Annotated in this window: 10 protein-coding genes and 3 tRNA genes; 5 read left to right on the top strand and 8 right to left on the bottom strand. The window is 42.5% G+C overall.

The features are described from left to right. Window position 1: 1 nt before the first annotated feature. The 6 genes from rsxB to K1M91_RS01095 all read right to left on the bottom strand — a co-directional run bounded on the left by rsxB (window position 2) and on the right by K1M91_RS01095 (window position 3,676). Window positions 2–547, bottom strand: a complete 546-nt coding sequence (gene rsxB / locus K1M91_RS01120; RefSeq protein WP_232799713.1) for an electron transport complex subunit RsxB — start codon at window positions 545–547, stop codon at window positions 2–4. Window positions 548–564: 17 nt separating this feature from the next. Further along, window positions 565–1,146, bottom strand: a complete 582-nt coding sequence (rsxA, locus tag K1M91_RS01115) for an electron transport complex subunit RsxA (protein ID WP_232799712.1) — start codon at window positions 1,144–1,146, stop codon at window positions 565–567. A 169-nt stretch (window positions 1,147–1,315) separates the two neighbouring features. Next, complete coding sequence (locus K1M91_RS01110) at window positions 1,316–3,175, bottom strand: bifunctional diguanylate cyclase/phosphodiesterase (protein WP_232799711.1); 1,860 nt, start codon at window positions 3,173–3,175, stop codon at window positions 1,316–1,318. 168 nt (window positions 3,176–3,343) lie between these two features. Beyond that, window positions 3,344–3,419: transfer RNA gene (locus K1M91_RS01105), tRNA-Asn, on the bottom strand. Between the two features lie 78 nt (window positions 3,420–3,497). Further along, window positions 3,498–3,573 (bottom strand) — tRNA-Asn (locus tag K1M91_RS01100). Between the two features lie 27 nt (window positions 3,574–3,600). Beyond that, window positions 3,601–3,676: transfer RNA gene (locus tag K1M91_RS01095), tRNA-Asn, on the bottom strand. Window positions 3,677–3,924: 248 nt separating this feature from the next. On the opposite strand from K1M91_RS01095, the gene K1M91_RS01090 reads away from it, so the two are divergent. Continuing rightward, window positions 3,925–4,665 carry a hypothetical protein gene (locus tag K1M91_RS01090; RefSeq protein WP_232799710.1) on the top strand — a complete coding sequence of 247 codons (741 nt, stop codon included), beginning with the start codon at window positions 3,925–3,927 and terminating at the stop codon, window positions 4,663–4,665. Window positions 4,666–6,191: 1,526 nt separating this feature from the next. Beyond that, window positions 6,192–8,189 (top strand): excinuclease ABC subunit UvrB, encoded by a 1,998-nt coding sequence (uvrB, locus tag K1M91_RS01085; RefSeq protein ID WP_232799709.1) that lies wholly within the window; start codon window positions 6,192–6,194, stop codon window positions 8,187–8,189. Window positions 8,190–8,410: 221 nt separating this feature from the next. Here uvrB and trpS read toward each other — a convergent pair whose 3' ends face one another. Beyond that, window positions 8,411–9,424: a tryptophan--tRNA ligase gene (trpS, locus tag K1M91_RS01080; protein WP_232799708.1), complete on the bottom strand. Its 1,014-nt coding sequence runs from the start codon at window positions 9,422–9,424 to the stop codon at window positions 8,411–8,413. Between the two features lie 309 nt (window positions 9,425–9,733). Between trpS and K1M91_RS01075 the strand changes: the two genes are divergently transcribed. From K1M91_RS01075 to K1M91_RS21495, 3 genes are all read left to right on the top strand, one after another. Next, on the top strand, window positions 9,734–9,982 hold the full coding sequence (locus K1M91_RS01075; protein ID WP_232799707.1) for a DUF3297 family protein: 249 nt from the start codon (window positions 9,734–9,736) through the stop codon (window positions 9,980–9,982). Between the two features lie 243 nt (window positions 9,983–10,225). After that, window positions 10,226–10,810 (top strand): nicotinamide riboside transporter PnuC, encoded by a 585-nt coding sequence (pnuC, locus tag K1M91_RS01070; protein WP_232799706.1) that lies wholly within the window; start codon window positions 10,226–10,228, stop codon window positions 10,808–10,810. Beyond that, the gene (locus K1M91_RS21495; protein WP_232799705.1) at window positions 10,803–11,792 is read left to right on the top strand and encodes an AAA family ATPase; all 990 of its coding nucleotides are present in this window, start codon (window positions 10,803–10,805) and stop codon (window positions 11,790–11,792) included. The genes pnuC and K1M91_RS21495 overlap by 8 nt, the downstream gene beginning before the upstream one ends. 170 nt (window positions 11,793–11,962) lie before the next feature. On the opposite strand, the gene tpiA is transcribed toward K1M91_RS21495, so the two are convergent. Continuing rightward, window positions 11,963–12,718, bottom strand: a complete 756-nt coding sequence (gene tpiA, locus K1M91_RS01060; RefSeq protein WP_232799704.1) for a triose-phosphate isomerase — start codon at window positions 12,716–12,718, stop codon at window positions 11,963–11,965. Between the last annotated feature and the right edge of the window lie 146 nt (window positions 12,719–12,864).

The raw sequence follows: 12,864 nt of genomic DNA, 5'->3' as shown, positions 1-12,864 counted from the left end.
ACTACTGAACCTCTTTGATTGAAATAGAGTTAAGATCCCATTGCCAAGTTTTAGTTGTTTCGCCTACTGGGATCATTTCAATACAATCTGTAGGGCATGGGGCGACGCAAAGCTCACAACCCGTGCATTCATCGGTGATCACCGTGTGCATTTGACGCGTTGCGCCCAAAATGGCATCAACCGGACAAGCCTGGATACATTTAGTACAACCAATACATTCGTCTTCGTGGACAAATGCGACGGCTTTTGGCTTTTCTTCGCCTTCTAACTTGGTGGGCTCAACGCCCATTAAATCAGCCAATTTTAAAATTACAGCTTCGCCACCTGGCGGACACTTATTAATCTCATCGCCGTTAGCTATTGCATTGGCATAAGGTTTACAGCCGGGGTAGCCACACTGACCACACTGGGTTTGCGGCAAAATCGCGTCAATTTGCTCCACAATCGGATCTGACTTAACTTTAAAACGTATCGCGGCGTAGCCTAAGATCAAACCAGATACTAGCGCTAATAGCCCTAGGCTGATGATTGCAACTCCAATACCCATCTGTTCGTACTGCTCCGTTAAAACTTAACTAGGCCGGTAAAGCCCATAAAGCCCAATGACATTAGGCCGGCGGTGATCATTGCAATAGATGCGCCTTTGAATGGTAATGGCACATCAGCAGCAGCCAAACGCTCACGCATGGCAGAAAATAAAATGAGAACCAATGAGAAACCCACCGCGGCGCCAAAACCATAAATGAGTGATTCAACAAAGTTATGCCCTTCATTGACGTTTAATAGCGCTAACCCTAATACCGCACAGTTAGTGGTGATCAATGGTAAGAAGATACCCAATAATCGATACAAGCTTGGGCTGGTTTTATGCACCACCATCTCGGTAAATTGAACCACCACAGCGATTACCAAAATAAAGCTCAGTGTGCGCAGGTAAATCATGTCTAAAGGCAGTAGCAGGTATTGATTGACTAAATAAGAGACGGCTGCGGTTAAGGTCAGTACAAAAGTCGTCGCAAACGACATGCCAACAGCTGTGCTGATCTTACTTGATACTCCCATGAATGGGCATAAGCCGAGAAATTTTACCAGTACAAAGTTATTGACTAATACCGTACCGATTAATAGCAGAAGATATTCGCTCATTTTGGTCATTCACTTGATTGCCGAATGGCTATATTAACAAGTTTTACGCGATGAAATAAGCTAAATCATGGCTAATTTGGTGCAACTGCTGAAGGGTTAATCGCTTTTGGCAAAAGGCCTTACAGTGAGTAAGGCCTAAAATAGCGGGGTTATTAAACCGCGAGTGAAATTATTTAACTTTTGATAGAGGAGTGGGGCGAGAAATTAAAAAGCCTTGTAGACCGTCAACGTACATATTTTCAAGTAATTGTTTCTGCTCTAGGTGTTCAACCCCTTCCGCAATCACCTGACAGCCCATACGGTGGGCCACATCGACAATCATACGTAAAAATTGTTGGTTGGCACTGTCGCGTTCAATATTACTGATCAGTCCCGCATCCACTTTTACAAAATCTGGTTTTAGCTCTTTAAACAAGCGAAATGAACCAATACCTTTACCAAATTTACTAATGGCACTGCGACTGCCAGTGCGTTTTAACATATCAAACACACGTTTACTGGCAACTAAGTTACGATCTAACACTTCTTCATCAAATTCAAAAATCATCGATGCTGCAATGTTTGGTTCACGTAGTAATAAACGCTCAAGCCAGACAATAAAAGCACTGTTTTGTAATGAAGTGGCGGAAATATTAACCCCCCAACGGGCTGAGCCATCGGTTTTATGTCGGCATTGGCTAACCATGGTTTCGAGAATAACTTGTTCTAGTTTTACAATTAGGTCCATACGCTGGGCCATAGCAAACACAGTTTCCGTTGGGATCATCGCGTTGTTTTGACCAACGAAACGCGTAAATATTTCTTGGTACCCTTTCATGTTGCGATGAATGGCTTGGATAGGTTGATGCAGCAACATGACTGCGCGGGTTTCAATGATTTCTTCAATCACCTTCTTCCAGTGCAGTTGACCTAAATTGGTTTCATTAGAGTCATTCTGCTCAAATGCCCAAGCATTAACGCCTTCGGTTTGTGATTTTGCTAAGGCAATATCGGCACGAGCCAATACTTGCTCAGGTAATTGGCCTGAAGAAATAGCGGACAAACCTGTGTAAGCCACACTTTCTAAGTTATGCAGTGCTTGGTATTCATCAAAATGATGTTTTAATGTTTTAGCTAGTTTTTGCGCCGCGCTAATGGTCATGTTGGGGGCGAGTAGGGCAAAATCTGAGCCTGAAATACGGTAACACTGGCATTCAGGAAAGCGTTTAATTAATTGCACTAGCATGCGGCCGATATCTGACAGGTAAATATCACCTTGTTGATAACCACGCTGTTGGTTGATGTTGTTTAATTCCGATGCGCGAACAAGAGCAAGGATGGCGGCGTTGCTGTCACCTTCAGAGCTTAATATTTGCGTTAGTTCTTTACGAAAGGCGTGGCGGTTATTTAGACCTGTCAAATTATCCATGTTAACTTGCTTAGCAAGTAACTGAATTTTTTGTTGCTGCTCTTGCATCACTTGATGAAAGCGTTGTCTTTGTTCCAATAACTGTTCTGTTACTTGAGAAAAAGTGCTGAGTTGTGCGTCTTCTGAGCTGACTTCCTGCACTAAGCTTTTTTCTAAGTTCTTAATTAAACGGAAATACGCCCAGTTTACCAATACCGCGGTTGCTATGAATAAAACTAATAATTGATAGAAAAGCGTGGTGGCTATGCTGGCTGTTGCTTGAAAGCTATTGATGTAATTAATACTTAATGTAGCGGTCTGAATATCGACTTTTTCGGTAGCGCTTGGAAATAGAAGTTTAAAGAGTAGCGAAACGCCTTCCGATGTATTGGCCATAAAAGAGAAGTCACCTGATTTATCGGTGATTTGTAAATGGCTTAGATGATGCTTAGCGGCAAGTTGGTCTGCAGTGTTTTGAGTTGCCCCTTTTATCTCAATCGTTTGAGTAATATCACTGGTGACGTCTTCATTAACAACTGTAATTAGTGGTGTGAAATGAAGCTTAATTGCCAATAATACTGCTATCGCAGCAACCAAAATAATGGCATTGGTAATAATAAGGCTATGTTTGTACTCTTTCATATCGCATCCAAGCTAAGTTAAGGCTGATTCAATTATAGGCCTAGTTATGTTAATGGAGTCTAACATGGTATGTTCAACTACAAAAATAGCATATCTAAATATTGAGACATAAATATAATTGCGTCAGACATTTATTAAAACTTGAGAGAGGTGTGAAAGAAAAGAATGTGGCTCCTCCTGCTGGGATTGAACCAGCGACCTGCGGATTAACAGTCCGTCGCTCTACCAGCTGAGCTAAGGAGGAACAATTTTTACTTTGTAATCTTATTGACTACTAAGTGCACTGCACTTGAGGTTCAAGCTTCTTGCCTCAACCAGAATTTGGCTCCTCCTGCTGGGATTGAACCAGCGACCTGCGGATTAACAGTCCGTCGCTCTACCAGCTGAGCTAAGGAGGAATGATTCTTTAATATTTGTTTGTTGTGTGGCTCCTCCTGCTGGGATTGAACCAGCGACCTGCGGATTAACAGTCCGTCGCTCTACCAGCTGAGCTAAGGAGGAATCATTTACACAATGTGTCTCACAACAACGGGGCGCATATTAAAACTCGGGCGTAGGGCTGTCAACACTTGAACAGATAAAAAGTGTCATTTAGCGACTGGCTGCTGAAATACTAGCCATTAGCGTATAAAACATGTTCGATAGCGCAACCGAAACTAAGAAATTAGTTACTAAAGGTTCAAAAAAAGCAGCCGATATGACATTTAATTCATATTTTGTGATGTCAACGTGACTTATGCGAGGATGAGATGAAACTTGGCCTATTCCCAAATAATTTAATGGCAACAATATTAAGCAATACTAATCATAACAAAGTACAAGAAAGCTCTACGCCCCTAAGCCAAGATACGCTGCCTACTTTGAGTGCCGATACCTATCATAAGGGAAAGGATCAAGAGCCTGATCCTGTATACAGTCGTCCGATGGTGATCACTGAATCTAAATATACTATTGCTGAAATAGAAGAGCGTCAGAGGATGAGGGTCATCGCAATAGGCCAGCTCTATCTCGGAGGTGACATGTTTCATGCAGCAGACCAAATGGCTGACTATTATGATGAATTTATGTCAAAAATCGAAGCGGAAAACCCAAAACTAGCAGATAAAAAATGGGGGTTCTCGGTTAATACCGAAGGGGCAATTGAGGTGACAGGAAAACTCGCTGACACTGAAAAAAGCTATTTAGAAAACATATTGAATGAAGACACCAGCTTTGTTTGGTTAGCGCAGGGCATAAAAGAGAATTTTTTAAAGTACACCGAGATGGAGCGGGGCGGGCCTGATGGTACCAGTCAATATTGGGGGAAATATGATGTTAATAAGGACAACTTCGGTGACATGATTGATATGCGTGAATTGATTGAAGTCTCCAGAGAAACCAACGAGACAACAAGTCTATTTGGTCATAACCTAAATGTATTTCGTTTTGTCGGTAACTTAGGTAGCCAACTTGGAATCAATGCTGAAGTGAAATATGAGTCTGAAAAATAACTTGCTTAGGCTCTGGGAGCTGCCGTTGGCTGAGTTACCTCTTTTTATGTTTTGATTAAATGTACTCGCTCAATCTTCCTAGCAGATGACTACTTTGTATTGTACATACGCTTAATGCTCTTTCCGTATTTAAAATCTTCTTAGGTCCAATAGCACCGCGCCAACAAGTAAGGTAAAAATAGCCTAACCTAGCCATTGTGCCTTCAAGGCTCAGTAATTTGTCGATTGGATGGTAAGTATCAAAGCTGCAACGGGTATTAAAATCATAACAAAGCGAGCCTTACCGTAATCAACTTCAGCTTAGCCATATTAAAAGCAGTTATGTGAATGACCAAGATGACCCTAGCGGTGAAACTTGATAACAAAATCGATCTCATTATCTTTGCTGCAGCGCGTCAGACGGCTACAGCTTTGCGCGTCCCACTAATTCGGTGAATCTGATTTGATGTAAGCAGCGCGTTACGCACTTAACCAAAACCTGTTATGCCGAAAAGGTGGTCTTCCTTAGCCATATCCCTGCAAACTATGGATTGTTAGTCGCTGTGTTTGCCTAGATGGAGGGTGTAACAATAGGCTTGGTAAAAACACACGAAACTCTTTGATAATTCATATTTACTGTGTTTATATACAGCTTTCTGTAAAGATGAGACATGGATGAAGTTACATAGACTTATCTGAGAGCATGAATAGTATTGTCGGTTAATGGACTTAATTTACAGGTACAAATGGTTATATAGCTAGTAACAGGTGGTTAACAAGTAAACTTAGTAAAATAGGGCTTTGGCGATGATTTTTCATTCTAACCGGATTTTGTTTCCAAAATTGCCGACGCGCTACATCAAAATAAAGTGAAAATTGAATGTTGGTTCACATTTTTTTTCGATGTTTTTTTTGTCATGAGTAAATAAGAGTTATACACATCAAGCTGGCAACCTTGCTGTGTAAGGCTTGTGTAGACTTATCCACTATTTTTGTGGATAAGTGTGTGGGTTAAGGTCTGTTAAGTGCTCCTGAGCCTTGTGCCATCAGGGTTCGAGCGTATTACTATATTTTATATTGCTCACCCTCTTTTTCTTTAATAACAATGACTTAATTATGTCAATAGTGTCATGTTTAAGGTGGCGATGAAAAATTTAATTTCTTGGTTGTACAATTCTTCATCTGTGGGTTATTTCTTTTTTCGTTAAGAAAAATTAGCGATAGTCAACCTTAAAATTAATTTTTTTATCGGTGTTTTTATTGCTAATTCGCCATTTTTCGGTTTTTAAAAAATAGCCTTATGGAGCAGGTTAGTGGCTCATTACTAATGACGTTAGATTTCGCGGTGAGTTTGACGAGATTTAAGGTTTAAGGGGCTGCTAAAGCTAAATATTGCTATTCAGGCTCGCTCTTATCGTAATTTTACTGCGCCTAGGCAGAGCAAAGCCTGATAACGCTAGTTTTATCAGTTAAAATAGCGCGATTTTTCGGTTGGTAAAATATAGTCAGTTGAGCTACGGTGCATACTTATCCAAAGGAGCCTATCAGTGAAAAAATCATTTCAACTCGAATCTGCATTTAAACCCAGTGGTGATCAACCAGAGGCCATCAGCACTTTAGTTGAAGGTTTTAATGACGGTTTAGCGCATCAAGTGCTACTTGGGGTCACGGGCTCGGGTAAAACGTTCACGGTGGCGAATTTGATCAAAACGTTAGACCGGCCAACTATAGTTATGGCGCCAAACAAGACCTTGGCAGCGCAGCTTTATGGTGAAATGAAAGAGTTTTTTCCGAACAATGCTGTCGAGTATTTTGTTTCTTATTACGATTATTACCAACCTGAAGCGTATGTTCCCAGCACTGATACTTTTATTGATAAAGATGCATCAGTCAATGATCACATTGAACAGATGCGGCTCTCGGCGACTAAGGCGCTAATGGAGCGCCGTGATGTCATCATCGTGGCGTCTGTCTCCGCCATCTATGGCCTTGGTGATCCGCAATCCTACTTGTCGATGATGTTGCACTTAACCACGGGTGATATAATTGATCAGCGTGATATTTTACGTCGCTTGGCGGAAATTCAATATACCCGCAATGATATGGCGTTTAGTCGTGGTACCTTTCGCGTGCGTGGCGAAGTGATAGATGTTTTTCCGGCTGAATCGGATAAACATGCGGTGCGTATTGAGTTGTTTGATGGCGAGGTTGAGCGCCTAAGCTTGTTCGATCCGCTAACGGGCCAGAGTTTAACAGATGTACCTCGGATCACGGTTTATCCTAAAACTCACTATGTGACGCCACGGCAAACTATATTAGATGCGATTGAGAATATTAAAGTTGAGCTGGGTGAGCGTAAAAAGCAGTTACTCGACAATAACAAGTTAATTGAAGAGCAGCGTATTACCCAGCGGGTGCAATACGATATTGAGATGATGCAAGAGTTGGGTTACTGCTCTGGTATAGAAAACTACTCCCGTTATTTATCTGGCCGCTCGCCAGGTGATGCGCCGCCGACATTGATTGATTATTTACCTGCCGATGGCTTGATGATCATTGATGAAAGTCATGTCACGGTGCCGCAAATTGGCGCGATGTATAAAGGTGACCGATCTCGTAAAGAAACCCTTGTTGAATATGGCTTTCGTTTACCCTCTGCGCTGGATAACCGACCATTAAAGTTTGATGAGTTTGAACGCATCGCGCCGCAAACCTTATATGTGTCAGCGACTCCGGGCAATTATGAGTTAGCGCAAACCAATGGCGAGTTTGCCGAGCAGATAATTCGCCCAACCGGTTTACTTGATCCTGAAATTGAAGTCCGGCCAGTGGCGACTCAAGTGGATGATCTATTGTCGGAAATTCGTGTACGGGTTGCGCAAAAAGAGCGCGTGCTCGCCACCACTTTGACTAAAAAGATGGCGGAAGATTTATCCGAATACTTAGCCGACCATGGCGTAAAAGTGCGTTATTTACACTCTGATATCGACACCGTTGAGCGGGTGGAGATTATTCGTGATTTACGTTTGGGGGTGTTTGATGTGATTGTCGGCATTAACTTACTGCGTGAAGGTTTAGATATGCCTGAGGTATCGTTAGTGGCGATCCTAGATGCTGATAAAGAGGGTTTTTTACGCTCGGAACGTTCGTTAATCCAAACCATTGGTCGCGCGGCTCGAAACGTTAAAGGTAAAGCCATTTTATACGCAGACAGTATGACTAAATCAATGCGTAAGGCCATTGATGAAACTGAGCGTCGCCGCAAAGTTCAGCATCAATTCAACCTTGATAATGGCATTACACCAAAAGGGGTGAATAAAGCCATTTTGGATATTATGGCGATGGGCACAGGGAATAGTAAACTCAATAAAGTCGCAGAGAAGAAGGGTGAGTATAAGATAGTTGACCCGCAAACCTTGCTAAAACAAATCGCTGAATGTGAAAGCAAGATGTTTGAACATGCCAAAAACTTGGAATTTGAACAAGCGGCGGCAATGCGCGACGAAGTAGCAAGTTTGCAGCAGCAGTTGCTAGCCCTGGGCTAAGCTACAGCTAAGCAGTATGGCGATTGCAAGGTTATTCTAGCGTGGCGATCCTGTACTGATAATTAACAGCTTCCTACGGCCTGTTGATCTTTGTTGGTCATTTCTAGTGTGTTAGCGCCTTTTCGCGTCTTTCACTATGCCACTAAGTAAAGTGGCTAGATAGAGTTGCACCACCAGTAGTTTGTGGTGCAACAGCCTAAGGTTGGATGGCGGCCCTTAGTTCAAAAAATATTTAGTCCAAATACCGCCTTAACATCAAGCAGTGTTTGCTCGGTCTGCTCTTTTGAGGTTTGACTGCCACGTTTTAAAATGGCCAATAATTGCGCCTTATCGTTTAAATATTCTGCCCGCTTATGGCGTATTGGACGAAGCAGCTCTTGTAGGCATTCTTCTAATATCTTTTTTGTTGTGCCATCACCCAATCCACCATGGCGATATTGGCTTTTAAGCTGTTCAACAGTGTTTTTATCCTGATGGAAAGCATCCAAGTAAGTAAACACGACATTGCCTTCAACTTGACCTGGGTCTTGTACCCTTAGGTGATTTGGATCTGTATACATGGCTTTTACCGCGGCACTGATTTCTTGTTCAGACGCGCCAAGGTTAATAGTATTGCCCATGGTTTTAGACATTTTATTTTTACCATCTGTGCTGGGTAATCTCGGCGCGTTACTGAGCAGTGGTCGACATTCTGTCAGGACTTTTTTGTTTGCTAGGTGATTAATTTTTCTTACTATTTCGTTAGTTTGTTCGATCATCGGAAGTTGATCGTCGCCGACTGGTATCAGAGTTGCGTTAAATGCAGTGATATCAGCCGCTTGAGAAATTGGGTAAGTTAAAAAACCGGCGGGGATTGAACGGTCAAAGCCTTTACTTTGAATTTCTGTTTTGACAGTGGGGTTTCTCTCTAGGCGAGCAATAGACACCAAATTACTGTAGTACATGGTTAGCTCGGCAAGGGCAGGTAATTGGGATTGTAGACAAATGGTGGTTTGGTCTGGGTCGATGCCAACCGCTAAGTAGTCAGCAACCACATTAAGGATATTGGATGATACCTTCGCGGGATTATGCGCGTTATCAGTTAGGCCTTGCATGTCGGCCACCAGTATTGTTTGTTGGTGTTGCGACTGCAGTAATACTCTCTGTTGAAGAGAGCCAACATAATGGCCTAAATGCAGCGGCCCAGTTGCTCTATCGCCGGTTAAAATAATCTCAGGTTTAGTTGCTATGTTCATGAATATCTCCAAGTGAAAAAATGCTACTGGAGATAAAAAAGATCTGACATTCTTAGCTACCTACCAGCAGCTTAAGAATGTGAAAATTCCGCGCCGCTCTAAAAAGAGCGCCACCAGAAAAAGGAAATGGTAGGTGAATTAAATGTTTTCATTCCTTGAACTTATCAAGGAATTTTTGAAACCTCAAGGGTTAAATAATTTAAGGCTGAAGTTTAAGTTAACCGTAGCAGTTATTTGACGATGACATCTGCTTGAGCGCCACGCTGACATTGTCTACAATAACGCACTTTATATTTTTAGGTCATGAACATGAACGACACGCTATCGAAACCAGATTTACCTGATCGCCTATCTTGTAACCCACGTAGTCCAAATTATGTAGAAGAGATTTTTGAGCACGATATTGGCATTCGACTTAACGGCAAAGAGCGTTTTGATGTTGAAGAATATTGCATCAGTGAAGGTTGGGTTAAAATTCCTTCGCCGAAGGCGCTAGATCGCCGTGGTCAACCGCTTTTGATCACCCTAAAAGGCACTGTTGAAGCTTATTATTCTTAACTTTTCCAATAAAATCGCGTCTTACTTAGGCGCGGTTGATCGCTAATTTGTTTTTTCGTTTAAGAAATCTGCCGGTATCAACCGTTCCCTTCTTTCCCTTCTTTTTCATTTTAAATTATATAAAATCCCCTTAGCTATTTTTATTGCCTAGAAAAAGTGATTTCAGTGATAAAATACATAACCTTAGCCGCGTTTATATAAATTGATATGTGGCTAGATAGCCATCACAAATGGAGTTGATAAGTGGATTTTATACAACAAATGATAGGCAGTAGCGCCATTGAGTATATTGCCGTGACTTGTGGGTTTCTTAATGTTTATTTGATCATTAAACGGTCGCTGTGGAACTACCTGTTTGGTTTCATTATGGTGGTGCTTTACGCCAAAATTTTCTTTGATTATCAACTTTATAGTGATTCATTATTACAAGTATTTTTCTTTATCACGCAATGTTATGGCGTGTTTTATTGGCTGAAACATAAAGCCCCTGATGGCAAGGTTCAAGTGGCCTATCTAAATTATCGTCATTTTAGTCAGGGATTGTTGGCTACAAGTGCATTGTGGCTTATTTTAGCCGTGGTGATGCAACAATATACTGATGCAACACATCCATTTTGGGATGGTGCAATTGCGGCGTTGAGTGTCACTGCGCAAATATTATTGATGCGCCGACATTTGCAATCATGGTATCTGTGGATTGCCGTTGACGTGTTAGCCATTGGACTGTTTATAGTGAAAGGTTTACTACCCACAGCTGCGCTGTATGGCGTGTTTTTGATACTTGCTATCTTAGGTTTATTACAATGGCAGAGAGCATCACGTGACTAGAGGCTTATATCTTGGCAAGTTCATGCCTATTCATCATGGTCATCTGTGGGTGATTGACACCGCAGCTCAACTTGTGGATGAGCTCACCGTATTAGTATGCGCAGTTAGCCAAGAGCCAATTGATGGCCGTTTACGTAGCCACTGGGTGAGAAGCAGTGTTAGCGAGAACATTCAGGTGCGTGAACTTTTTGATGATTCATTACCTCAACAGCCGGAGGACGACCCCGACTTTTGGCCAAAATGGCGTGATGCGCTTAGCCCATTTGGCCCTTTTGACTATGTTTTTGGTGGGGAAGATTACGTGGTACAACTTGCTTACGAAATTGGCGCTGTTGCGGTGCCACTTGGCCGCAGTAGCGTTAACATTTCAGCTACTATGATCAGAAATGCCCCCCATGAACATTGGCGTTATATACCCACCGCCGTACGGGCTCATTTTCAGCGTCGTGTTACGTTTTTAGGGCCTGAGAGCACGGGCAAGTCGACTTTGTCAGCGCGGTTGGCACAACGGCTTGATCCTAGTGGTCAATTGAGCAATCTGATGACGGAATATGGTCGTATTTATGATGCTTCCCTCAAGCAAGGACAGAACTGGACGCGGCAAGATTTTCGTAGCTTAACACGCACTCACATTGCAATGCGTAATGCGCTTGCTAAGCACGCTGGGCCTTATCTGATAGAAGACACCGATCTGATCCAAACCATGGCTTGGCAGCGATTGTTAATGGGAGAGGTGGATAGTCAGGACTACCCGTTACAGGATTTCGCTGATTTATACTTATTATTATCGCCTGATGTACCTTGGATTGACGATGGTACTCGTTATGGCGAATCATTTCGCGTTGATATGTTTGAGTTTTTAAAAACGCAACTAGAATGTTTAGGCTTGCGATTTGTCGTGATTGATGGCAATGACTGGAATAGGCGAGAGCAGTTGGTGAATGATGCGGTAGAAAAGCTACTTAACCTGAGCTCTGGATAAGCAAACGAGTATATTTCTCCTTGTATGTTGAGCAAGTTGATTGGCTTTTTTGTAGGACTTGAGCTTGCTCAGAGAACTTGTGATGTTCGCTGAGCAAGCTCAGCCCCTACAAAAAAGCGCCTAACGAGTTAACTCGCTAGGCGCTTTTTAATCAGATTTAAAATCTAATATTAAGCTTGAGCAGCTTCGATGATAGCGGTGAAATCAGCCACTTTTAAAGAAGCGCCGCCTACTAGGCCACCATCGATGTCTGGTTGTGCAAATAGCTCAGCTGCAGTCGCTGGGCCAACAGAGCCGCCGTAAAGAATTTGTACTTTAGCCGCTACGTTAGCATCTTGCGCTGTTAGCCATTGACGGATGTGCGCGTGAACTTCTTGAGCTTGCTCTTTAGAAGCTACTTTACCTGTACCGATAGCCCATACTGGCTCGTACGCGATTACCGAGTTTTCAAGTGCAGCCACGCCGTGCGCTGCGATAACTGCTGCTAGTTGCGTTTCAACTACTGAGTTAGTTTTATCAGCTTCACGCTCTTCAAGGGTTTCACCAATACAAAGTACAGGTACTAGGCCGTTGTCTTGGATCACTTTGAATTTAGCAGCAACTACTTCGTCAGTTTCAGCGTGTAGCGTACGACGCTCACTGTGGCCAACAAGGCTGTATTTCGCGCCGAATGATTTAACCATTACCGCTGATGTTTCACCAGTGAATGCGCCCGCTACGTTTAGGTCACAGTTTTGTGCGCCAAATTCAATTGCGCCGTCTTTAGTAAGCGCTTCAGTTTGGCCTAAGAAAATGGCAGGAGGACATACTGCTACTTCTACGCCTGTTGCTTTAGCAGCAGGGCCAGCTAGACCGTTTAGTAACTCAGCAACTGATTCTTTAGTGCCGTTTAGTTTCCAGTTACCCATAACTAGAGGTGTTCTCATGTCCATTTCTCCAATGATTATCAAATGAATAGTAAATTATTTTCCAAATCTGCCGCCGATTATAAAAAGGCCGTTGGCTTATAAGTAGTGATTTGAACAAATAAATGTGTAATTAATTTTCATAAATACAATAAATGTGACCCAAA

Origin of the sequence: Motilimonas sp. E26 (assembly GCF_021278025.1) — a bacterium.
GTDB lineage: Bacteria > Pseudomonadota > Gammaproteobacteria > Enterobacterales > CBDFNC01 > Motilimonas.
This window is presented reverse-complemented; position numbering and strand designations above follow the sequence as displayed.

What these genes read in the sequence shown, in the direction of transcription:
- rsxB (WP_232799713.1), bottom strand. Translation starts at nt 547, where the DNA reads ATGGGTATTGGAGTTGCAATCATCAGCCTAGGGCTATTAGCGCTAGTA.
- rsxA (WP_232799712.1), bottom strand. Translation starts at nt 1,146, where the DNA reads ATGAGCGAATATCTTCTGCTATTAATCGGTACGGTATTAGTCAATAAC.
- K1M91_RS01110 (WP_232799711.1), bottom strand. Translation starts at nt 3,175, where the DNA reads ATGAAAGAGTACAAACATAGCCTTATTATTACCAATGCCATTATTTTG.
- K1M91_RS01090 (WP_232799710.1), top strand. Translation starts at nt 3,925, where the DNA reads ATGAAACTTGGCCTATTCCCAAATAATTTAATGGCAACAATATTAAGC.
- trpS (WP_232799708.1), bottom strand. Translation starts at nt 9,424, where the DNA reads ATGAACATAGCAACTAAACCTGAGATTATTTTAACCGGCGATAGAGCA.
- K1M91_RS01075 (WP_232799707.1), top strand. Translation starts at nt 9,734, where the DNA reads ATGAACGACACGCTATCGAAACCAGATTTACCTGATCGCCTATCTTGT.
- tpiA (WP_232799704.1), bottom strand. Translation starts at nt 12,718, where the DNA reads ATGAGAACACCTCTAGTTATGGGTAACTGGAAACTAAACGGCACTAAA.